This window comes from Actinomadura sp. DC4, from assembly GCF_030406325.1.
Classification (GTDB): Bacteria; Actinomycetota; Actinomycetes; order Streptosporangiales; family Streptosporangiaceae; genus Actinoallomurus.
Genome location: NZ_JAUEQY010000006.1, coordinates 188885 through 210402 on the forward strand (window position 1 = coordinate 188885; position 21518 = coordinate 210402).

The window sequence follows — 21518 nt, forward strand, 5'->3', positions numbered from 1 at the left end:
TCACCGCTCCGTAGAACGTCATCCGGAGCGGGCTCCGCTGCCAGGCCCGTCGCGTGCCGGAAACGTCCGGCCTGCCGTTCGCGAATCGGGACAAGGGCGCGCACCTCACGTGGCGTGCGTCACCCACCGTACCCATCTCCCTCACCCGGTCCAGGGCCCCCGCTCAGGCCGATTCCGCCCGGCATTTCCCGCCGCGTGGCCGAATCCGGTCAATGGGCCGTACGGGTGGTGCATTTCCGCTTCTTGTGACTCGATCAGCCGCCATTCCCGTCGTGGCCCACCTGAACTGCGGCTTCGTACTCTCCGCACGGCGAGCCTCCCGTCGATCACGGAGAGCTGTTGTTCAATGACGACAAGTGCCCGGAGGGGCTTTGAACTGCGGTTTCACGTTCAATCGTCCGTCCGGGAACAGATCGCAAACAATCAGGAGAAAGATCATGACTGTCCCGTTGCGTCGTATCTCCCGGCTGACCAGTGCGCTGCCGCCGGTCTGCGCCGTCGCACTGTCCATCGCCGCCGCCGTCGCACCCGCGGCCCAGGCCCGCGCGGCGGTGCCGGGTCCGGGTCCGCTGGCCATCAACGGCGGCTTCGAAACCCCTTCCATCCCGGCGAACGCGTTCATCCGGTACGGCGTGGGAAGCTCGATCGGCCCGTGGCGGGTCACCCAGGGCAACGTGGACCTGACCGGAGCCAACTTCTGGCAGGCCGCCGACGGCCGCCAGTCCCTCGACCTCGAGGGCAGCGACTCCGGAACGATCGAGCAGCCGGTCTCCACCCGCATCGGCGGCTGCTACACGGTCGCGTTCGCCTTGGCCGGCAACCCGGACGGAGGGCCGACCGTGAAGCGCGGCTACGCCCGGGTCTCCCAGCGCACTCTCGGCCACCCGACGGTCCAGAAGAACTTCATCTTCAACACGACGGGTAAGACGCGGGCGAACATGGGATACGTGTCACAGAGGTTCCGCTTCCGCGCATTCGCACCGAGCGCGACACTGACCTTCGCCAGCACGACGGGCGGCGGTTACGGCCCGGTCGTGGACGCGGTGACCGTCACGTTGTCCAACCCGATCGAATGCCGCCTCGTACGGCCGTAGCCTCTCGCCTGGTTTCGGCACGATGAAAACCCCTGCTCACTTGGTGGTGAGCAGGGGTTTTTCACATCAGTCCGGAAATGTCTTGACCGTTGATGTAGCGGGCAGTGGGGGTGCGGGGGCGGGGCCGGCCGTGGCCGTCTTTCTGGAAAGGCGCGGCGGGCCGGGCCGAACCGCTTCGGAGATGGGCGAGTAAGGCCCGTCATCAGGGAAGTTCCGCCTTGAGAGGTGAACGACAAGGCTGGTCCGGGGAGGTCCTCTGCGCAAAGGCGCGGCGAGCCGACCCTGGAAAGCGGTCGAACAGTAGGAGATGCCTGGTGGGGCGGGTGGGACTCGAACCCACGACCCAAGGGTTATGAGCCCTCTGCTCTGACCGGCTGAGCTACCGCCCCGAGGTATTCGGCACCAAGCCCCACTACCTTGCCCGCCTGGCGATGCCGGACGCAACTCGGACACACCAGCTCAGGTCAGGACCTCCCTGCGCGTCCCTGCCGGCCACCCATCCACATCAGACCCCCACCGCCCGAAATGAGAAGTCTCCTCTCTTCTCCCTGGCATAGACGCCCCCCTCCGGCGCGCCCCTCCACTCAACGCCTGCACGACCCCGGTCCCCCGCGCACCAACCGCATGAGCAGAGATGGAGATCGGGGCGGCCTTGGGGTCGCAGGCGGTGGCGCCGGGCTGGTCCGTGATGTACCGCGTGCCGCCCGGGCATGCCTACGGGTCGCACGCCAGGCTGCCGGACCTGCGGGACCTGCGGGACCTGCGGGACCTGCGGGACCTGCGGGATGGGACGAACTATCCGTCCGACGCGCAGTCGCCCCATAACCCCGGCGCCACGAACCCCCGGCACCACGAACCCCGGTAACGCTGTGGAGGGGTCCGCCCTGGCCGCCGTCACGCGTACCTCGATGGCCAAGCGCACCTTAGAAGCACCGATACGACGAGCGTGGTCGCCTCGCGTCCCCCCGCCGGCCCCCAAACACCCGGGCAGCCCCGCGTCCCGGCCGGCAGGGGCCGCCGCTCCTGTCCTTCTGTCCTTCCCGCCTTCCCGCCTTCCCGCCTTCCCGCCTTCCCGCCTTCCCGGCTGCCTTCCTGCTTTCCGGCCTTCCTGCCGTCCCTCCGCCGGTCCGCCGTCCTGTCGGCCCGCCGATCGCCACCGTTTGCCCGTGAAGCGCGGCCTCATGTCCATTTGGTAACAAGACCGCTCCCCCACCCGCCGGATGCGGATCAGGGCCACCTCTTTCCCCAAGGGCACCAAAATCTCACCTAAAGACCGCCTGAAACCCCCCACCCACGGGACCTCCATCACCATCCCGCCAGGTCACCCCAGTCCGCGCCCTAACACCAACCCCACCCCGTTCGCGGCAAAACAGGCGTCTCGGCCGCGATCGGCCGTGACAGTCGTGATCCCGGCCCTGTCACCACCCCGTCAAGGCTCCCACCAGCGTATTCACCCGGAAAACCAGCTCCCGCACTCAAAAACGAGTGGGCAAATGCACGTGCATCTGAGAGTGCATCAGTTCTTGCATCTGCATGGCCGACGGAGGAAGATAGCCGATCTAGCCACACTCGGTACCCTTCCGAGTTCGTCTGGAGGCCCGCCAGATGCCCGTGTACAGCACCACGTGCAGTTCCGGCGTGGACGGTCGCCCCGAAATACGCTGTTCACCAGGGGCGACGCACGACCGGACCCATGTGCTGCCGCCACTCGCAGCCTTTGATCCCGGCCGGGCGATGCCCGACGGTGCGGTGTGTGCGCTCCGGCCCACGAGCACCTCGTCCCGTACCGCGCGCGAGTTCGCCACGAAGACGCTGCACTCCTGGGGCCTGGCCGATCTGGTCGATGACGCCGTTGTGATCATCTCCGAGCTCGTCACCAACGCCGTGCGCCACGGTCTGCCGCCGTACGCCGCCGCTGCCGGGGACGCGCCGATCAAGTTGTCCCTGGTCCGCCAGGGGCGCTTCGTCGTCTTCATCGTCGCCGACCCCAGCGACCAGGATCCCAAGGTCCGTCCGGCGGACGACGTCTGTGAGAACGGCCGTGGCCTCCACGTGATCGAGGCGCTCAGCCGGGTGTGGGGGTGGACGCCGCTTCCCGGTACGGGCAAGGCCGTCTGGGCGGCGCTGTCCGTGTAGAGCGGCCGGTTTCAGCCAGTCGCGACTCGGCTATCGTGCGTTACGATGTCGTCGGTCATGAACAGTCAATGCTTTGCCCCGACACGTGACATCCTTGGCTCTGTAAACTGCCGCTTACGGTCTTTCGGACCTCGGTAAGCCGCGAAGCATCGCCACCTCAGGGATTCGTTATGGAAGGGCGTGTCAGCGGACCGACCGGTGCACCGCCGACAGCGAGCACGGGCAGCCGCATGACGCCACCGCTGGTCGGCCGCCGCGACGTCCTCGACCAGTTCACACGCCTGCTCGGCGCCGTTGGCGAGGGCAGGTTCGAGCTGATCGGCCTGGCCGGAGAGCCCGGCACCGGTAAGACACGCCTCCTTCAGGAGCTGGCCTCCCGCGCCAAAGAACCCAAAGAGCTCAAAGAACCCCGCACCAGAGACGCCAGAGAACACGGCCTCCTCACGCTCACCGGCCGGGCCGCCGAGTACGAGCAGGAGATGCCCTTCGGCGCGGTGGTCGACGCGCTCGATGACCACCTGGAGTCCGCCGACCTTGCGGGCCGGCTCGGCGCGCAGGCCATCCGCGTCCTCGCGGCCGTCTTCCCCTCCCTGTCCGGCGACGACGGCCCGGAAAACCAGGAGGGCCTGGTCAGGTACGGCCTCTACCGTACGTTCAAGCGGCTGCTGGAAGAGCTGGCCGAGCCCGGGGGGCTCGTGCTGGTCCTCGATGACCTGCACTGGGCCGACGACTCCACGATCGAGCTGCTCGACCACCTCGTACGCCATCCGCCCCGCGGCGCGATCCTCATCGCGGGCGCCTACCGCCCCGCCCAGGCCTCCCCGCGCCTGGCCGCGCTCGCCGAGACCGCGGTCCGCATCGACGTCGGCCCGCTGAGTGAGGCCGACGTCGAGGAGCTGCTCGGCCCCGGCGTGACCCGCGGCCAGCGGGCCGCCCTGTACGAGGCCAGCGGCGGCAACCCGTTCTACCTCGATGCCCTGGCCCGCGCGGGCGAGGCCCGCACCGGCCGCGCGGACGGCGTCGACGACTCCCACGGCATCCCGCCCGCCGTACGCTCCGCGCTCGCCCTGGAGCTGACCGGCCTGTCCCCCCAAGCGCGGCTGGTGGCGCAGGCCGCCGCCGTCGCCGCCGACGAGTTCGACCCGGCGCTGGCCGCGATGACCGCCGAGGTGAGCGAGGAAGAGGCCCTGCGGGCCATCGACGAGCTGGAGCGCCGCGACGTCGTACGCCCGATGCGCGGCGGCCGGTTCCGGTTCCGGCATCCCCTCGTACGGCATGTGGTCTACGACTCGACCGCGGCCGGCTGGCGCGTCGCCGCGCACGGCCGCATCGCCGACCGGCTCGCCGAGCTGAACATGCCCGCCACCGAACGCGCCCGCCACGTCGAACGCTCCGGCCGCATCGGCGACCCGGCCGACATCAAGACCCTGGTCGAGGCCGCCGACGTGGTCGCCACCCAGGCCCCCGCCACCGCCGCGCACTGGCTCAAGGCCGCCCTCGCCCTGCTGCCGGACGACCCGGACGCCCACGTCGAGCTGCGCCTCAAGCTCGCCCAGGCCCAGACCGTCAGCGGCCAGCTCATGGAGGGCCGGCAGAGCGCGCACGACGTGCTGCGCCTCCTCCCGCCCGACGACTACGACCGCAGAGCACGCGTCGCGCGGTTCGGCGCGGTGGTCGAGCGGATGCTCGGCCGCACGTACGAGAGCCGGGCCCTGCTGCTCGCCGAGCTGCGCCGCATCCCCGACCCGCAGTCCTCGGTGGCGGTGCCGCTGCGCATCCGGCTCGTCGCGGACAGCCTGTTCCGCAGCGACTTCCGCGCCGCGCAGGCGGTGCTGGACCTCATGCCCGAAAACCCCGAGGAGTGGGAGCCGAGCCTGGCCATGGCGGTCGCCTCGCTGCGCCCGCTGCCCGCCTACGCCGCCGGCCGCTTCGGCGAGGCCGCGCGCCACATCGACGCCGCCGACCGGCTCGTACGCGCGGCCCCGGACCACGACGTCGCCGAGTGGCTCGACGCGATCGCCTGGCTGTGCTGGACCGAGACCTATCTCGGCCGGCTCCGCAGCGCGCGCGAGCGCTCCGACCGCGCGGTCGCGGTGGCCAAGAGCACCGGCCAGCTCTACATCGTCACGACCCTGCTCACCGGCAACGCCCGCGCCAAGACCATGCTCGGCCTCCTGGACGAGGCCGACGCCGCCGCCGAGGAGGCCGCCGAGGTCGCCCGCCTGATCGGCTCGACCCAGCAGCTCGTCTTCGCCCTCACGCAACAGAGCCTGGTCGCCTCCTGGATCGGCCACCACGACGAGGCGCTGAAGCTGTGCGAGGAGGCGCTGCGCACCGGCGACGGCGGCAGCGGCGAGTGGTCCGGCTCGGCCGCCCGCTACGCCAAGGCCCGCGCCCTGATCAACGCCGGACGCCTCGACGAGGGCGCCGAAGAACTGGCCGGATTCGGCGACATGGACACCTCACGGCTCGACCAGGGCACCAAACTCGCCTGCTACGAGGCACGCGCCTACGTCGAGGCCGAGCTCGGCCGCCCCGCCGAGGCGCTGCGCTGGGCCGACCGCGCCGCCAAGCTCACCCACCCGCGCCTCGGCATGACCATCGGACGCGCCAAGGTCGCCAGGGCCCACGCTCTGCGCAAGACCGACCCCATCGCCTCCGCCGAGCTCGCCACCGAGGCCGCGACCGTCTTCACCCACGCCGAGATGCGCCTCGAACACGGCACCGCACGCCTGTACGCCGGCCTCGCCTACGCCGCCGCCGGCGAACGCGCCACCGCGCGCGAGGAACTGCGCGCCGCCGCCGAGACCCTCCGCGAGTGCGGGGCGACCGCGCTCCACGCCCAGGCAGTACGCGAACAGCGCAAACTCGGCGTACGTGTGCCCGGCACCAGCCGCCGCTCCACCGGCCCCCACGGCCTGTCCAACCGCGAGCTGGAGGTGGCCACCCTCGTCGCCGACGGCCACACCAACCAGCAGATCGCCGAGAAGCTGTTCCTCAGCATCCGCACGGTCGAGACGCACCTGTCGCACATCTTCACCAAGCTCGGCGTGACCTCGCGCGTCGGCGTCGTGAGCGTACTGAACCAAAACCCGTAGTTGGGGCGTCGAAGAATCAGGGTTTACCACGATGCCGCATGCCCAGGCCTCTTTGCCATTGTTAGCCGGGGGCCAGACGGGGAGGGTACGAAAATGGAGCGCAGTTTCCCAGCGCGGTTCACGAACGAGGGCGTGCCGGACGCCACGGTCTCCGAGCACCCGTTCTGGACCGAAGACGGCCTGGGTCTCAAGCTCACCCGCTTCCACCGCGCGACCTGCGACGACGTCGTCCTTCTCCTGCACGGGCTGCCGGCGTCGACGGACATGTTCATCATGCCCGAGCACCGCAACATCACCGCGTACCTCCTGGACAACGGCTACACCGACGTCTGGTCGCTCGACTTCCGCATGAGCAACCGCTTCCCCTACGACACCGAGACCCACCGCTACACGCTCGACGACATCGCGCACTACGACCACCCGGCGGCGCTGCGCGAGCTGCGCCGGCACGTCGGCGACCGGCGCGTGCACGTGATCGCGCAGTGCCTCGGGTCGGTGTCGTTCTCGATGAGCCTGGCGGCCGGGCTGGTCGACGACGTCGCGAGCATGGTGTCCAACAGCGTCTCGCTGGTCACGCGCGTGCCCACCTGGTCGCGGCTCAAGCTCATGTTCGGGCCGGGGTTCTTCGAATACCTCTGCGGCTACTCCTTCGTCGACCCGCGGTTCGCCGGGGCGCCGGCCCTCACGCGCGGCTGGCTGCTGTCGCGCGGTGTCTCCCTCTTCCACCACGAGTGCGGCGTCCGCGAGTGCCACATGATCAGCTTCATGTGGGGCGCCGGGCACCCGGGCCTGTGGCAGCACGAAAACCTCGACCCGGTGACCCACGAGCGCGTCGCCGACCTGTTCGGCGCCAACGGGGTCCACTACTACCGCCACATGAACAAGATGGTGAAGGCCGGGCACGCCGTGCGCTACGCGCCCGGTGACCCGCGGCACGCGGCTCTGCCCGCCGACTACCTGGCGGACCCGGCCACGATCACGACGCCGATCCTGTTCATGACCGGCGACCACAACCACGTCTTCACCGACTCCAACATCGTCTGCCACGAGATCCTGTCGAAGGCCAGCCCGGGGCTGCACGAGCTCGCGATCCTGCCCGGCTACGGTCACGTCGACCCGTTCATCGGCAAGAACGCTCACCGGGACGTGTTCCCGCGCATCCTCGATCACCTGCGCAAGCACAGCCTCGAGAAGGTCGCCTGAGATGGACGTCATCGAGCACGTGGACGCGGTGGTGGTGGGGTCGGGCTTCGGGGGCTCCGTCGCCGCCTACCGCCTGGCCGAGGCGGGTAAGTCGGTGGTCGTGCTGGAGCGCGGCCGCGACTACCCGCCCGGCAGCTTCGCCCGTTCGCCGTCGGAGATGAGCCGTGCGTTCTGGGACCCGACCGAGCAGTTGTACGGGCTGTTCGACGTGTGGAGCTTCCGCGGCTTCGACTCGGTCGTCTCCAGCGGGCTCGGCGGCGGCTCGCTGATCTACGCGAACGTGCTGCTGCGCAAGGACGAGCACTGGTTCGTCAACGAGGAGGCGCTGCCCGGCGGGGGCTATGAGACCTGGCCGGTCACGCGCGCCGACCTCGACCCCCACTACGACGCGGTCGAGAGCATGCTCGGCGCCAAGCCCTACCCCCTCGACCATCCCGCCTTCGCCTCGACGCCCAAGACCCACGCGATGCAGGACGCCGCCGCCGAGCTCGGGCTCGACTGGCAGCTCCCCCCGCTCGCGGTCAGCTTCGCGCCGAGCCCGAAGGCCAAGCCGGGGCTCGGTCTGCCGCTGATCACCCCGTCCTACGGCAACCTGCACGACACGCCGCGCGCGACCTGCCGGCTGTGCGGCGAGTGCAACATCGGCTGCAACGACGGCTCCAAGAACAGCCTCGACCACAACTACCTGTCCGCGGCCAAGCACCACGGCGCCGACCTGCGCGTCCTGCACGAGGTGCAGGCGATCCGGCCGCGGCCCGAGGGCGGTTACGAGGTCGACTACGTCGTCCACGACACCGACGAGAAGGCCCGCAAGCTCAAGCGGCACACGATCACCTGTGACCGCCTGGTGCTCGCCGCCGGCACCTACGGCACCTCCTACCTCCTGCTGCGCGACCGCGAGCACTTCCCCGGGCTGAGCGACACGGTCGGCACCCGGTTCTCCGGCAACGGCGACCTGCTGACCTTCCTGCTGCGGGCCAAGGACCGCGCCCGCGTACGGCCGCTCGACGCCAGCAAGGGGCCGGTCATCACCAGCACGATCCGGCTGCCCGACGAGCTCGACGACGGCACCGGTTCGGGGCGGGGCGCCTACATCCAGGACGGCGGCTACCCGGGTTTCGTCAACTGGATGGCCGAAGAGGCCGACATCGGCAAGGAGCTGGGCCGCGTCGTTCGCCTGCTGCTCGAACGCTTCCGCAACTTCATCTCCCATGCCCCGGACACCAACACCTCCAAGGAGCTGTCGGACCTCATCGGCGACGGCGCCCTGTCGATGAGCTCGCTGCCGCTGCTCGGCATGGGCCGCGACGTGCCGGACGGTGTGCTGCGGCTGCGGAGCAACCGCCTCGACGTGAAGTGGAACGCCGCGACCAGCGAGGCCTACTTCAGCCGCGTACGGGCCGCGATGGAGCGGGTCGCGCACGTCCTGGGCGCGAAATACGTCGACAACCCGATCTGGTTCCGCAAGCGGATCGTGACCGTGCACCCGCTGGGCGGCGCACCGATGAGCCACCACCCGGGCGAGGGCGTCTGCGACCCGTGGGGCGAGGTCCACGGCTATCCGGGGCTCTACATCGCCGACGGCGCGGCACTGCCGGGACCGGTCGGCGCCAATCCTTCACTGACCATCGCAGCGCTGGCGGATCGCATGTCCACCCGCCTGCTGGAGACGGCCGAACGCGTTCACGCGGGTTCGGCTCGGGGGGCGATGAACGGCACGACGCGCGAGACGGATGAGCACGGGGGCTCCCCGGCTCGCACGTCGTTGTCGTTCACCGAGGAGATGAGCGGCTTCTACGCCGAGAACGAGAACGCTCCTGGACCGGGAGAGGAAGCCGGACGGGAGGCCGGGCAGTCGCTCGGTTTCCGGCTCACCATCACGGTCGATGACGTGGAGCGTTTCCTGGAGGAGCCCGAGCACACCGCTCAGGCTGAGGGATGGATTGACGCCGTCGGCTGCGGGGGCCGGCGTCAAGTCGAGCGGGGCTGGTTCAACTTGTTCTCGCCGGGAGGCGCACCGGATCGCAGACTCATGCGATACCGGCTGCACTTCACCGACGCGGCGAACCGGCCCCGCACCCTCTCGGGCTGGAAGGACATCCGCCGCCACCCGGCCACCCGGCTCTGGCCCGACACCACGACCCTCTACTTCCGCCTGCTCGACGGCCACGTGCTCGACGGCGAGGACGACAACGCCCGCATCGTGGGCGCGGGCATCCTGCACCTGGGCGTCGACGACTTCGCCCACCAGCTCACGACGTTCCGTACGAAAGGTCCCCACGGCTTCGCCGCCCTCGAACGCTTCGCCGAGTTCTTCCTCGGCGAGCTGTGGGACCTTTACCGTCCGAGGCTGACCGCTCCCGAGGACGCGGACCCGCGTCCCACCGAGAACACCACGGCCTGAATGCTCGCGACGGACACCGGCGGGACCGGCACGGCAGAACCGGCGAACGGCCCGGCCTGGTCCCCCGACCACGCCGAATGCCTGTGCTGGTCCTCCGCCGACGGTGAATGCCCGGCCACCTGACACACGCCCGCCGAAGCCACGCACCCGCCGGACCACCGGGCACGGGGCCGTCGGGCCACGCGGCCGAAGGACTGCCGGGGGCGCAGATCCGCAGGACTGCGGGCCTGCCGGGCCGCAGGACCGCCAGGCCGCCACCCTGCAAAGCCACCGGGCCACCGGACCGCAGCACTGCCAGGGCCGCAGATCCACAGACTGCGCGACTGCCGGGCCACTGCCACCGGGCCGCAGGACTGCCAGGACTGCCAGGACTGCGGGACTGCGGGACTGCGGGACTGCGGGACTGCGGGACTGCGGGACTGCGGGACTGCGGGTCAGACGGCGAAGACCTTGCCGGGGTTGAAGATGCCGGCCGGGTCCAGGGCCTGCTTGATCGCGCGGTGCATGGCGAGCACCTCCGGGCCGGCCTCCGCCTCCAGGCCCCGGCGTTTCAGCAGGCCGACGCCGTGTTCGCCGGTGACCGTGCCGCCGATGGCGATCGCCTCGTCCACGATCCGCTCGAACGCCTCCTGCGCCCGTACGCGCGCTGCGTCGTCGTCCTGGGAGGTGATCATCAGCGGGTGCAGGTTGCCGTCGCCCGCGTGGGCCACGTTGGCGATGTGGATGTCGTGTTCCTTGGCGATGCGCTCGATACGGGACAGCATCTCCGGGACGAGCATCCGGGGCACGCAGATGTCCTCGGTGAGGACCGGACCCAGCCGCTCCACCGCCGGATACGCCAGGCGCCGGGCCGAGAACAGCGCCTCGGCCTCCTCCGGGTCGGTCGAGCGGGTGCTCCACGTCGCGCCGGCCGACTCGAAGCACGCCAGGATCGCGTCCGCCTCCTCCTCGCCGGCCTGACCGGGGGCGTCGGAGCGGCCCAGCAAGAGCACGTCGCCGCCGTCCGCCAGGCCCATGTGCTTCCACTCGTCCACCGCGCGCAGGCAGTGGCGGTCGATGAGTTCGAGGGCGCTCGGCACGACTCCGGCCGCCGACACCGCCGCGACCGCCTCGCCCGCGGCGACCAGAGAGTCGAAGTAGCCGACGATCGTACGCTCGGCGGCCCGCGCACCCCGCAGCCGTACGGTGATCTCGGTGATGACGCCCAGCGTGCCCTCGGAGCCGACCATCAGGCCCGCCAGGTCGTACCCCGCCACGCCCTTGGCCGTACGGCGGCCGAGCCGTACGACGTCGCCGCGGCCGACCACCGCCTCCAGTCCCAGCACGTAGTCGCGGGTCACGCCGTACTTCACGCAGCACAGCCCGCCGGCGTTCGTCGCGACGTTGCCGCCGATCGTCGACCACGGCGCGCTCGCGGGGTCGGGCGGGTACCACAGGCCATGCTCGGCGCAGGCGGCGCGCAGGTCGTCGTTGACCACTCCGGGCTGGACGACGGCGAGCCGCTCGTCGGAGTCGATCGACAGAATCGCGTTCATCGCCTCGAAGGAGATCACCACGCAGCCGTCCAGCGCGTTCGCACCGCCGGACAGGCCGGTGCCCGCGCCGCGGGCGACGACCGGGACGCCCCGCGCCGCGCACAGCGCGACGACCTCACGTACCTCCGCAGTCTCCCGGGGCCGGACGAGCGCGGCCGGACTGCCGTAGGGCGCCCACTCCGCCTCGTCATGCGCGTAGGACGCGAGGACGTCCGCGTCTCGTACCACCCGGCCTGCGGGAAGTACGCGCTCCAGCTCGGCCACCACGTCTCCGGACACCATAGATGGCACCCTATTCGACCGAAACAGACCCGCTTACGGCCGGCCGAGCGGCAGCGGGCGGCGCGGCACCGGGGAGGACTGCACGACCGACGTCGTCGTACGGCCGAACGGGGTGAACAGGTCGAGGATGCCCTCCAGGTCGCCGATGGCGCGCAGGCAGAGCTTGATGACGAAGCAGTCCTCGCCGGTGATGCGGTGGCACTCGACCACCTCGGGGATGTCGACGGCGATCTTGGCGACGCGCGGGATCTCACGGACCGCCGGGCTGATCCGGACGATCACGGTGAGCGGGAAGCCGAGCGCCTCCGGGTCGACCGCGGCGTGGTAGCCGGTGATCACCCCGGTCTCCTCGAGGCGCTGGACGCGGTCGGCGACCGCCGGAGCGGACAGGCCGACCCGGCGGCCCAGCTCGGCCAGGCTCGTACGGGCGTCGGTCTGCAGCTCACCGACGATCCTCAGGTCGATCGCGTCGAGCGGCTTGGATGCGTAGCCCTCGCCGGGTCTGGGTCGTCGAACCGCCATTCACGCACGGTATCGCCGGGACGACCATTCCGTCATGGCGATTTCACGGCGATCGAGATCCGTTCCCGGATGGTCCTTTTTCGTGGGCAGCGCGGTGTTCCACTACCTCGGGCCGGCGTTCGCGGTGCTCCTGTTCACCCGGCTGGCCCCGGCGGGCGTCGCCGGTCTCCGCATCTGGACCGCCGCGCTGGTCTTCGCGCTCTGGCGCCGCCCGTGGCGCCGGCCGATGGATCTTCGTACGCTCGCGCTCTGGGGCCTGGTCCTGGCGCTGATGAACTCCTGCTTCTACGAGGCCGTCGCCCGGCTGCCGCTGGGCACCGTGGCCGCGATCGAGTTCGTCCCGGTGATCGCCCTGGCCGCCGCCGGCGCGCGTACGGTGCGGAACGTGGTCGCGCTGGTGGCCGCCGTGGCCGGGGTCTACGTGCTGACGGACGTACGCCTGGAGGGGGCGCCGCTGGGTTTCGTCTTCGCGTTCGCCAACGCCGCGCTGTTCGGGCTCTACATCGTGCTCGCGCACCGCGTCGCGAGCGCTCCGGGCGATGGCCTGGACGGCCTGGCCGCGGCGATGCTGATCGCGGCGGTCTTCGTGGCACCGCTGAGCGCTTGGGCCGCGGCGCCCGCGCTCACCCATCCGGCGCTGCTGGGCGCGGGCATCGGCGTGGGGATCAGCTCGTCGGTGATCCCGTACGTGTGCGACCAGCTCGCCATGGCCCGGATGGCGCGCGCGACGTACGCGCTGCTCGTGTCGCTGCTGCCCGCGACGGCGACGGTCATCGGCGCCGTCGTGCTGGGCCAGCTGCCGATGCCCGCCGAGGTGGCCGGCATCGGATTGGTGGTCGCCGGGACCGCCCTCCATCGGAGTTAGGGCGTGGTGAACGCCGGGTTGGTGCGCATCCGGCCGACACGGCGCGGTTTGCGGCGGGTGGTGGTACGGACCTCGGGCGCCCGGTGTTCGAGCGCGGCGCGAAGCTGGGCCCGGCCGCGGTGGATGCGGCTGCGTACGGTGCCCATCTTGACGCCGAGGGTCGCGGCGATCTCCTCGTATGAGAGGCCCTCGATGTCGCACAGGACGACCGCGGCGCGGTATTCCGGGGCGAGGGCGTCGAGTGCCGTCTGGATGTCGCCGTCGAGGTGCTGGTCGTCGTAGGCCTGCGCCGGGCTGGGCTCGCGTCCGCGGAGCCGTTCGGCGGCGTCGTCACCGAGCCCTTCGAACCGGATGCGCTGCTTGCGGCGTACCTGGTCGAGGAAGAGGTTGGTCGTGATGCGATGCAACCAGCCCTCGAACGTGCCGGGAGTGTAGTTCGACAGGGAACGGAACACCCGTACGAAGACCTCCTGTGTGAGATCTTCGGCGTCGTGCTGGTTCCCCGTGAGCCGATAGGCCAGGCGGTAGACGCGCGCGGAGTGTTCGCGCACGATCCCGTCCCAGCTGGGCGGCGTCCATGCCGCCGTTTCAACCTTCACCTGTCACCCCCGAAAGCGGTGTGTACATCAGAGTGTTGCCTGCGGGAGGTAAGGGCGATGTAAGGTCGCCCGTTCTCTCTCACGATCTCCAGCATGGCACTGCCGACCTCCCGCAACGTCGCCCGCCAGGCGGGTCTTAACAGCCCCTTCATCCACCGCGGGACGGAGAGACCCACCGGACTCTTCATCCTCTGGAAGTAGAGCCGCGAACACTCCTTGTTCATGGACATACGGTGCCCGAAACCAAAAGGTTCAACACGAACAAGCCCAACAAGAACCAAAGAGACACCCGATCCCGAAAAACCAAAAGAGTCAGCAGCTCAGAGCCCGATACCAAGTGGATCCAGGGACCGAGCCCCCGAAGCCGGCCGCAGGCCGACGAACGAACAACCACAGAGCGGGGCAAAGCCATACCGCAGAGGTCCGAGGACTCGGCCGACGACAAGGAGAGGCCGCCCCGGCGAGGCGAAGCCACGCACCAGGAGTCCCAGACAGTCGCCCCTTTGGGAGGACATCACAGGCCCGAGGAAAGCCGACCAACGGTCGGCGACTAGGGCAACCCGCGCCGGCGAGGCGAAGCCACGCACCGGGGGTTCCAGGGGGTCGCCCCCCTGGAAAGACACGGCGGGCCAAAGGGAAGCCGACCAACGGTCGGCGACTAGGGCAACCAACGCCGGCGAGGCGAAGCCACGCACCGGGGGTTCCAGGGGGTCGCCCCCCTGGAAAGACACGGCGGGCCAAAGGGAAGCCGACCAACGGTCGGCGACTAGGAGAGGCCGCCTCGGCTCCCCCGACTGGACTCGAACCAGTAACCTGCCGGTTAACAGCCGGCTGCTCTGCCAATTGAGCTACGGAGGACCGTCGCCAGAGCGCCACCTACGTGCGACGGTCGCCCAGCGGCTTCCAAGGTTAGCGCATTCCGGGGGTACTCGTTTCCTCCCGACTGTGAGAGCAGACGAGGGGTATGTCTAGGGACGACCGGCAGAGGAGATGGCCATGAAGTATCGCTTTGGGTTCCTCACGGGAGCAGCCGTCGGCTACGTGCTGGGTACGCACGCGGGACGCGAACGCTATGAGCAGATCAAGCGGCTGTCCCGGCGTGTCGCTGAGAACCCGAGAGTCCAGGAGGCCGCCGGCCTCGCACGTGCCCGGGCCGGTGAGCTGGCCGGTTCGGCGCGGCAGAAGGTGGGCGACAAGGTGTACGACAAGGTCCCGGGCGTCCGCCGCGACCACTCGGACACCGCCGACATCAACTGACGGACCCCGAGGAACACCACCGGCCCGCCTGGCACGGACACCCCGCCCAGGCGGGCCGCCGCTTTCCCCGGGCACCCAGGCGGCCGAACGCCTCCCCGCCCGCGCAGCCGCACCCAGGAGGATGCCCTGGCCGCCGCTTTCCCAGACGCCGAGGCGGCCGAACGCCTCCCCCGGCCGCGCAGCCGCACCTGGGCACTTGCCGGAGTACGCGGGCACGGACAAGGCGATCTCGGTGTTCGAGCTGCTCACGCACACCCGGCCGCGACCCCGCCCGGCGCTCCCGGACGGGTCACCGTCATCCGCCCCCGGAAACCGGCGAACGTCCAGGAAAACACGACCCGCCCCAGAGGCGACGGCGACGCATGCCGGCTACGCCCCGGCGAGCCGGCCACCGGCCCTGCGGCGCTTGGAGGCCCGTACGGCAAGACCCGGAACGACTCACAGACCCGTCTGGCGGCGGAGTTCTTCCATCGCCTGCTCGGCCTGGGCCAGCAGGCCCGGGTCGGACGCGTCCAGGCCCGAGTCGAAGATCAAGGTCCAGCGTGGCTCTCCACCGCCCTTGGCGGGGCGGCGGGCCGTGATGCGGACGCCGCCGGCCGGCAGTTTCACGTGCGTGCTCACCACCACCGTCGACGTCACCCGCTCCCGTACCGTCTCCGGCACCGACCCCGGGTCGGTGAGCCGCACGACGTGACGCCCGCCCCCGACCTCCCGTACGACCAGCACCCCGTCCTTCCAGACGGCCTGTTCGACGCGCTCCCACGGCAGCCGGACGAACGAGGATTCGCCCGGAAAGTGCAGCGCGGTGGCGGTCGCGACCGTGTCGTCGCCGACGGCCAGAACCCGTTCGCCCTTTTCGAGGGTCAGGCCCTCCGGCAGGTTCTTCCGCCGCGTCAGTCGCATGCGATCACGCTACCGGTAAACGCTCAGGTGCAGCGCCGCGAGGCCAGCAGGTCCAGGACCAGCGCGGCCGACCAGCTGTAGTCGTGGCTGCCCCGGCCGGTGCCGTCGAACGGGTCGAAGCACTCCCGGAAGCCCGACTGGCGGACCAGCCGCAGCGTCGAGCCGAGCAGCAGGTCCGACACGGCGTCGAGCCGGTGGGTGAGCGCGCCGAGCCACACCAGCCAGTTGGTGTTCACCCAGGTCGGCCCGCGCCAGTACGCGCCGCGGTCGAAGGCCGCGGACTGCACGTCGCAGGTCGGCACCGGGTAGCCGGTCGCCCCGGCGAAGCGGGCGGACAGCAGGAGTTCGGCCAGCCCGCCCACGATCGCGGGCGGCAGGTCCGGGTCCAGCAGGGGCGCGAAACCGCTGATCGTCGCGGCCGGGATCAGCTGTCCCGTACGCACGTCGCGGGCGCGGAAACAACACGTCTCCCGGTCCCAGAGCCGCTCCAGCAGCGCCTCGTGGATCCGCTGCGCCTCCTCGCGGTGCGGCGCCGGGTCGGCCCCGGCGAGCGACGCGACCTCGGCCAGGGCATGCGTCGAGGCGAGGAAGACCGCGTTGAACAGCGGGTCCTCCACGACGAAGGGGTGATCGTCGCGAAGGTACTCCGACCGGTAGCCGGCCTCGCGCATCGACCGTACGAGCGACACGTGCCGGTCGGCGTCGGCGCGGTCGACGCCGCCGCCGCGGGCGTACGGCGAGATGAGCGGCTCCACGGCCTCCAGCGGGCGGTCCCAGGCCGGGCTGTTCTCCAGCCCCGACTCCCACGGGTGGCACAGGCTGACCAGGCCGAGGCCCGCGACGTCGCGCTCTCGGGAGAGATAGGCGTGCTGGGCGGCGAGCTGCGGATAGAGGCGCGCCAGGAACGGCCCGTGCTCCCCCGGGCCCTGCGCCAGCCGCAGCGCGGCGAGCGCCTGCAGCGGCGGCTGGGACAGGCCGGAGGTCTCCACGCCGCGCGGTGCGCCCGGCTGTGCGCGGCTGCGCCAGAACTCCGGGCCCGGGAAGTACGCGCTGCGCGAGACGCTGGAGCTGAAGACGATGTGCGGGACCAGCCCCGTCTCCCACTGCCCGCGGAACACCGACAGCAGCTCGATCCGTGCCCTGTCGGGGCGATGGCGGGCCAGGCCGAGGCTGACGAAGGATGAGTCCCAGCTCCACTGGTGCGGGTACAGGCCCGGTGAGGGCACCGTGGCCGTACCGGTCCAGTTCGCGTCGAGTACGCGTGCGGCGGCCGCCCATACGGCGGTCTCGTCACCCGTGAGCCGGAGCCCCATTAACACAGAGTACGGTCCGGATTCACTCTCGGCGATGCCCGATTTGCCCGAGCGGTGAACGGCGGCTACGGCTGGAAGTACTCCGACATGAGGCGGCTGACCCATTCCGGCTGCTTGACGCCGACCGCGAGGAACTCCGTCATCGTCGGCTTCAGGTCGATGACCGGGGTGCCGGAGACCGCGTCGAGACCCACCACCGTCAGTTCGCGGCCGTGGACGGACTCGATGGCGCAGGAGGTCACCCCGATGCGGTTCGGCCTGCGGGGGCCGCGGCCGGCGAAGACGCCGACGGGCGGGAGGTCGGCGCGGCCGCGGTAGGGGCGGGGTTCGCGGTGGTCGTCGTGTTCTGGGAACTGGTCGAAGACGAAGAGGACCTCCACGTGGGAGAAGCCCTCCAGACCTTGGAGGCATGCCTCGCCGAAGCGCTCGTCGACGTGATCGTGCTGCGGACGGCACCCCAGTTGTCCGTGTCCTGGACGTCCGTCCGGTTGTTCCGGACCGTACCTATCGGCGTGATCTCGAAGTTCGGCATGGTCAGTTTCTACCGCGTCCTAGCCGGGTGAGGCGCCTTAGGCGAAAAGGCTCTCCCCCCAGAACCCGCCCTTGCGCACGCCCGGCGGGCAGGCGAAGATCCCCGAGCTCACGTGCTGGACGTACTCGTTCATGTGGTCGTTGGCGGCGAGGCGGTTCTGCAGCGTGACGAACTGCGTGCGCGGGTCGCGCTGGTAGGCGATGAAGAACAGGCCGGCGTCGAGGCGGCCGAGCCCGTCGCTGCCGTCGGTGAAGGAGTAGCCGCGCCGCAGGATCCGGACGCCGCCGTTGCTGTCGGGGTGTGCCAGCCGTACGTGGGCGTCGGCGGGCAGCTCGGCCAGCGGCACCGGGTCGTGCTCGCGCTTGGCACCGTACGCGTTGCCCTCGCCCTTCGTACGGCCGAAGACGTCTTGTTGCTCCTTGAGAGAGGTGCGGTCCCAGGTCTCGATGTGCATGCGGATGCGGCGGGTGACGACGTACGAGCCGCCGTTCATCCAGGCCGCGCCGTCCTTGGCCGCGGCCCAGACGTGCTGGTCCAGGGCGGTGTGATCGTCACCGGAGATGTTGCGGGTGCCGTCCTTGAAGCCGAACATGTTGCGCGGCGTCTGCTGCTGCGGCGTGGTCGAGGAGGTCTTGCCGAAGCCGAGCTGGGACCAGCGCACCGCGACGACGCCGAAGCCGATCCGGGCCAGGTTGCGAATGGCGTGCACCGCGACCTGCGGGTCGTCCGCGCAGGCCTGGACGCAGATGTCACCGCCGCTGCGGTCGGCGTCGAGGTTGTCACCGGGAAAGTGCGGCAGGTCGATCAGGGCGGCGGGGCGCCGCGCCTTCAGGCCGAACCGGTCCTCACCACCGGACTCGAACAGCGCCGGCCCGAACCCCACGGTGAGGGTGAGGCGGGCCGCCGGAAGGCCCAGCGCCTCGCCCGTGTCATCAGGCGGCGATTCGGGCAGGCCGCCGGCCGCGGCGCCGTACGGGTGGCCGGCGGTCAGCGCCGCACCGGCCGCGGTCCACTCCTTCAGCATCCGTACGAGGCGCGCCTTGTCGTCGGTGACGACGTCGAACGAGGCGAAGTGCAGGCGGTCCTGTACGGGGGTGGCGATCCCGCTCTGGTGCGCGCCGAAGAACGGCACCGGCCCGTCGTCTTCCGCCGCGCCCACGTGCGCCTGCGCGACGGAGACCAGGCCGGCCCCGGCCGCGGCACCCGCGGCCAGGGTCACACCCGAGTAGCCGAACAATCGGCGTCTGGAGACCTCTGTCACTTGGCGACCACCCCGGCCAGCTTGGAGAGCGGCTCACCGAGGGCGTTCACCTCGTCGGAGAGCTCCTTGCGCTGCGACTTGCCGACCGTGTCGTAGGAGACGTAGCCGTCGCCCTTCTCGTACTTGGTCAGGAGCTTCTGCACCTTGGCGAACTCATCGGTCAGGTCCTGGCCGAGCGCGGCGTCGCGCTCCTGCACGACCGGCTTGAGCAGCTCGAACACCTTCTGCGCGCCGTCGACGTTGGCCTTGAAGTCGCTCAGGTCGGTGTGGGAGAAGGTGTCCTCCTCACCGGTGATCTTGCCGGTCGCGACCTCGTCGAGGAGCTCCTTGGCGCCGTTGGCCATCGAGGTCGCGGTGATCGACGCGGTGCCCACCCGGACCTTGAGGGTCTCGACGTTCTTGACGAGGTCGTCGGCGTACGGGCCCTCGCCCTTGAGCGACTTCGTCTTCCAGAGCGCCTTCTCGATCTGGTGCCAGCCGGTCCACTTCTGGCCCTTCTCCAGGTCGGCCTCGCGGGTGTCGGTCTTAGGGTCGATGTCGCCGAACGACTCGGCCACCGGCTCGATGCTCTCCCAGCCGAACCGCGACGGCGCGAACTCGGCCTTGGCGCCGGCCATGTCGCCGGCGGAGACGGAGGCGGCGAACTTCTTGACCTTGGAAAGGGTGTCGTCCACCTGGTCGCCCACGTAGATCCGGTACGCGGCGACGGCCTGGTCCAGGCGCGGGTCGGTCGCCTTGCCCTTGCCGGTCACGGTGAAGGCCTGGGACGGTCCCTTGCCGGTCATCCCCGCGCTGCACAGGACCTTGTAGGTGCCCGCGCTGAGCGTGACCGTGATCTCGGTGCCGGTGCCCGGGCCGACGTTCTCACGCTCGGAGACGATCTTGCCGTCGGGGGCGAGGATCTCCAGCTCGTTGACCTGCGAACCCTTGTTCGTCATCTTGAACGTGGTGGCCCCGGCGGCACCGGACTTGGCGCTGACGTCGCAGGAGGAGTCGGTCGCGGTGACCGCGATCGCGCCGTCCTTACCGGAGGAGGAGTCGTCCTTCCCGCACGCGGACAGCGCCGAGAGCGAGACGAAGACGGCGCTCGCGGTGACGAGCAGGTGGGCAGGGCGCATCAGGACTCCAGCGACAGGCGACGAAACAGGTGAGGTCGGGACTTAGTTAGCCTAGGCGTGCCTAACTTAGCCTTACCTAACCTCTCCTCGTCAAGTTGCCGACACGCTCGACTTTGTGACCCTGCACACCGGAAACGAAAACACCCGCGCACCTCAGGACGGCGCACGGGTGTGACGCGGCGGGCCGGCGCCCCACCAGCGCCGGCCCGCGATCGCGCTACTCGAGATACTCCCGGAGCATCTGCGCACGCGTCGGATGCCGGAGCTTGGCCAGCGTCTTGGACTCGATCTGACGAATGCGCTCGCGCGTCACGCCGAACTCCCGGCCGACCTCCTCGAGGGTCCGAGGGTGCCCGTCCGTGAGGCCGAAGCGGAGCTGGATGATCCGCTGCTCGCGGTCGGACAGGGACCCCAGGATGCCGTCGAGCTGGTCCTGGAGCAGGATGAACGCCGCCGCCTCGATGGGCACGACCGCGTCGGCGTCCTCGATGAAGTCGCCGAGATCGGAATCCTCCTCTCCGATCGGCGACTGCAGGGACACCGGTTCCTGGGCGACGCGCTGGATCTCGACGACCCGTTCGGAGGACAGGCCCATCTCTGTGCCGATCTCCTCGGGTGAGGGTTCGCGGCCGAGATCCTGGTGGAGCTGGCGCTGCACGCGCACCAGCTTGTTGATGGTCTCCACCATGTGGACCGGGATCCGGATGGTCCGGGCCTGGTCGGCGATCGCTCGCGTGATCGCCTGGCGGATCCACCAGGTCGCGTAGGTCGAGAATTTGTAGCCCTTGGTGTAGTCGAATTTCTCGACGGCACGTATAAGCCCGAGATTCCCCTCCTGGATGAGATCGAGGAACAGCATTCCGCGACCGACGTAGCGCTTGGCGATGGAGACCACCAGGCGCAGGTTGGCCTCGATCAGTCGTTGCTTCGCCCGCACTCCATCGCGGGCGAGCAGTTCGAGGTCGGTCCGTTCTCCGGGAGAAATGATGGCCGCACGGGCCACCTTCTCCTCGGCGAACAGTCCCGCCTCGATCGATTTCGCGAGTTCGACTTCCTCTTCTGCCGTTAGTAGCGGAACGCGGCCGATTTCTCGCAGATAGATACGGACCAGATCGCTCGTCGGCGCGCGCCGGGAGACGTCGTCTCCGTCTACGCGCGCCGAGTCCTCGTGCCCACTGTGGGACTCGAGGACTTCGACACCCTGCTCTCCCAAGATCCGGACGACTCGATCCATCGAGTCGGCCGGCAGGTCAGAGCGGTCGATCGCGGCAGCGACGTCGTCGACTGTTACTCCACGCTCTCTGCCGCGTGCGACAAGGTCCGCCACCTGCTCAACCGATGGCGTCTCACTTGGCAGCACCGAAGGGCCCACGATGACAGTGTGCGTCAAGGTGAC

18 protein-coding genes and 2 tRNA genes are annotated in these 21518 nt (G+C 70.1%); 9 read left to right on the top strand and 11 right to left on the bottom strand.

Annotated elements, in window-relative coordinates; all coding sequences use genetic code 11:
- Positions 1–437 precede the first annotated feature (437 nt).
- The gene (locus QWU11_RS12275) at positions 438–1094 is read left to right on the top strand and encodes a choice-of-anchor C family protein (RefSeq protein WP_290105303.1); all 657 of its coding nucleotides are present in this window, start codon (positions 438–440) and stop codon (positions 1092–1094) included.
- A gap of 312 nt (positions 1095–1406) precedes the next feature.
- Here QWU11_RS12275 and QWU11_RS12280 read toward each other — a convergent pair.
- A tRNA-Ile gene (locus tag QWU11_RS12280) sits at positions 1407–1483 on the bottom strand.
- Between the two features lie 245 nt (positions 1484–1728).
- Between QWU11_RS12280 and QWU11_RS12285 the strand changes: the two genes are divergently transcribed.
- The 5 genes from QWU11_RS12285 to QWU11_RS12305 all read left to right on the top strand — a co-directional run bounded on the left by QWU11_RS12285 (position 1729) and on the right by QWU11_RS12305 (position 9935).
- A complete protein-coding gene (locus tag QWU11_RS12285; protein ID WP_290105304.1) occupies positions 1729–1959 on the top strand; it encodes a hypothetical protein in 231 nt (76 codons plus the stop codon).
- An 869-nt stretch (positions 1960–2828) separates the two neighbouring features.
- Complete coding sequence (locus QWU11_RS12290) at positions 2829–3230, top strand: ATP-binding protein (RefSeq protein ID WP_290105305.1); 402 nt, start codon at positions 2829–2831, stop codon at positions 3228–3230.
- 230 nt (positions 3231–3460) lie between these two features.
- On the top strand, positions 3461–6328 hold the full coding sequence (locus QWU11_RS12295) for a LuxR family transcriptional regulator (protein WP_290105306.1): 2868 nt from the start codon (positions 3461–3463) through the stop codon (positions 6326–6328).
- Between the two features lie 93 nt (positions 6329–6421).
- A complete protein-coding gene (locus QWU11_RS12300; protein WP_290105307.1) occupies positions 6422–7531 on the top strand; it encodes an alpha/beta fold hydrolase in 1110 nt (369 codons plus the stop codon).
- 1 nt (position 7532) lies between these two features.
- Entirely contained in the window at positions 7533–9935 is a 2403-nt protein-coding gene (locus QWU11_RS12305) for a GMC family oxidoreductase (protein WP_290105308.1), read from the top strand.
- A gap of 434 nt (positions 9936–10369) precedes the next feature.
- On the opposite strand, the gene QWU11_RS12310 is transcribed toward QWU11_RS12305, so the two are convergent.
- Both QWU11_RS12310 and QWU11_RS12315 read right to left on the bottom strand, forming a co-directional pair.
- Entirely contained in the window at positions 10370–11752 is a 1383-nt protein-coding gene (locus QWU11_RS12310; protein ID WP_290105309.1) for an FAD-linked oxidase C-terminal domain-containing protein, read from the bottom strand.
- A gap of 33 nt (positions 11753–11785) precedes the next feature.
- On the bottom strand, positions 11786–12274 hold the full coding sequence (locus QWU11_RS12315; RefSeq protein WP_290105310.1) for an Lrp/AsnC family transcriptional regulator: 489 nt from the start codon (positions 12272–12274) through the stop codon (positions 11786–11788).
- A gap of 82 nt (positions 12275–12356) precedes the next feature.
- Here QWU11_RS12315 and QWU11_RS12320 point away from each other — a divergent pair, with 82 nt between their 5' ends.
- Entirely contained in the window at positions 12357–13139 is a 783-nt protein-coding gene (locus QWU11_RS12320; RefSeq protein WP_290105311.1) for an EamA family transporter, read from the top strand.
- On the opposite strand, the gene sigE is transcribed toward QWU11_RS12320, so the two are convergent.
- Together sigE and QWU11_RS12330 are read right to left on the bottom strand one after the other, a co-directional pair.
- Positions 13136–13738 carry an RNA polymerase sigma factor SigE gene (sigE, locus tag QWU11_RS12325; protein ID WP_290105312.1) on the bottom strand — a complete coding sequence of 201 codons (603 nt, stop codon included), beginning with the start codon at positions 13736–13738 and terminating at the stop codon, positions 13136–13138. The two genes, QWU11_RS12320 and sigE, sit on opposite strands and share 4 nt — an antisense overlap.
- A gap of 785 nt (positions 13739–14523) precedes the next feature.
- Positions 14524–14596 (bottom strand) — tRNA-Asn (locus QWU11_RS12330).
- Positions 14597–14734: 138 nt separating this feature from the next.
- Between QWU11_RS12330 and QWU11_RS12335 the strand changes: the two genes are divergently transcribed.
- Positions 14735–14995, top strand: coding sequence for a YtxH domain-containing protein (locus QWU11_RS12335; RefSeq protein WP_290105313.1), 261 nt, complete (start codon positions 14735–14737; stop codon positions 14993–14995).
- A gap of 438 nt (positions 14996–15433) precedes the next feature.
- Here QWU11_RS12335 and QWU11_RS12340 read toward each other — a convergent pair whose 3' ends face one another.
- From QWU11_RS12340 to QWU11_RS12350, 3 genes are all read right to left on the bottom strand, one after another.
- On the bottom strand, positions 15434–15898 hold the full coding sequence (locus QWU11_RS12340; RefSeq protein WP_290105314.1) for a hypothetical protein: 465 nt from the start codon (positions 15896–15898) through the stop codon (positions 15434–15436).
- Between the two features lie 23 nt (positions 15899–15921).
- Positions 15922–17211 carry a hypothetical protein gene (locus tag QWU11_RS12345; RefSeq protein ID WP_290105315.1) on the bottom strand — a complete coding sequence of 430 codons (1290 nt, stop codon included), beginning with the start codon at positions 17209–17211 and terminating at the stop codon, positions 15922–15924.
- A gap of 65 nt (positions 17212–17276) precedes the next feature.
- Positions 17277–17591, bottom strand: coding sequence for a TrmO family methyltransferase (locus tag QWU11_RS12350; RefSeq protein ID WP_290105316.1), 315 nt, complete (start codon positions 17589–17591; stop codon positions 17277–17279).
- Here QWU11_RS12350 and QWU11_RS12355 point away from each other — a divergent pair, their 5' ends adjacent.
- The gene (locus QWU11_RS12355) at positions 17592–17774 is read left to right on the top strand and encodes a hypothetical protein (protein WP_290105317.1); all 183 of its coding nucleotides are present in this window, start codon (positions 17592–17594) and stop codon (positions 17772–17774) included.
- 6 nt (positions 17775–17780) lie between these two features.
- On the opposite strand, the gene efeB is transcribed toward QWU11_RS12355, so the two are convergent.
- The 3 genes from efeB to rpoD all read right to left on the bottom strand — a co-directional run bounded on the left by efeB (position 17781) and on the right by rpoD (position 21482).
- Positions 17781–19004 carry an iron uptake transporter deferrochelatase/peroxidase subunit gene (gene efeB, locus QWU11_RS12360; protein ID WP_290105318.1) on the bottom strand — a complete coding sequence of 408 codons (1224 nt, stop codon included), beginning with the start codon at positions 19002–19004 and terminating at the stop codon, positions 17781–17783.
- On the bottom strand, positions 19001–20122 hold the full coding sequence (efeO, locus tag QWU11_RS12365) for an iron uptake system protein EfeO (protein WP_290105319.1): 1122 nt from the start codon (positions 20120–20122) through the stop codon (positions 19001–19003). Before efeO ends, efeB begins: the two co-directional genes overlap by 4 nt.
- A 217-nt stretch (positions 20123–20339) precedes the next feature.
- Positions 20340–21482 carry an RNA polymerase sigma factor RpoD gene (rpoD, locus tag QWU11_RS12370; protein ID WP_290105651.1) on the bottom strand — a complete coding sequence of 381 codons (1143 nt, stop codon included), beginning with the start codon at positions 21480–21482 and terminating at the stop codon, positions 20340–20342.
- Between the last annotated feature and the right edge of the window lie 36 nt (positions 21483–21518).

Coding starts and splice junctions, on each gene's coding strand:
- QWU11_RS12335 (WP_290105313.1), top strand. CDS start 14,735: ATGAAGTATCGCTTTGGGTTCCTCACGGGAGCAGCCGTCGGCTACGTG.
- QWU11_RS12290 (WP_290105305.1), top strand. CDS start 2,829: ATGCCCGACGGTGCGGTGTGTGCGCTCCGGCCCACGAGCACCTCGTCC.
- QWU11_RS12315 (WP_290105310.1), bottom strand. CDS start 12,274: ATGGCGGTTCGACGACCCAGACCCGGCGAGGGCTACGCATCCAAGCCG.
- QWU11_RS12340 (WP_290105314.1), bottom strand. CDS start 15,898: ATGCGACTGACGCGGCGGAAGAACCTGCCGGAGGGCCTGACCCTCGAA.
- efeO (WP_290105319.1), bottom strand. CDS start 20,122: ATGCGCCCTGCCCACCTGCTCGTCACCGCGAGCGCCGTCTTCGTCTCG.
- QWU11_RS12345 (WP_290105315.1), bottom strand. CDS start 17,211: ATGGGGCTCCGGCTCACGGGTGACGAGACCGCCGTATGGGCGGCCGCC.
- QWU11_RS12305 (WP_290105308.1), top strand. CDS start 7,533: ATGGACGTCATCGAGCACGTGGACGCGGTGGTGGTGGGGTCGGGCTTC.
- QWU11_RS12285 (WP_290105304.1), top strand. CDS start 1,729: ATGGAGATCGGGGCGGCCTTGGGGTCGCAGGCGGTGGCGCCGGGCTGG.
- QWU11_RS12275 (WP_290105303.1), top strand. CDS start 438: ATGACTGTCCCGTTGCGTCGTATCTCCCGGCTGACCAGTGCGCTGCCG.
- QWU11_RS12295 (WP_290105306.1), top strand. CDS start 3,461: ATGACGCCACCGCTGGTCGGCCGCCGCGACGTCCTCGACCAGTTCACA.
- QWU11_RS12300 (WP_290105307.1), top strand. CDS start 6,422: ATGGAGCGCAGTTTCCCAGCGCGGTTCACGAACGAGGGCGTGCCGGAC.
- QWU11_RS12310 (WP_290105309.1), bottom strand. CDS start 11,752: ATGGTGTCCGGAGACGTGGTGGCCGAGCTGGAGCGCGTACTTCCCGCA.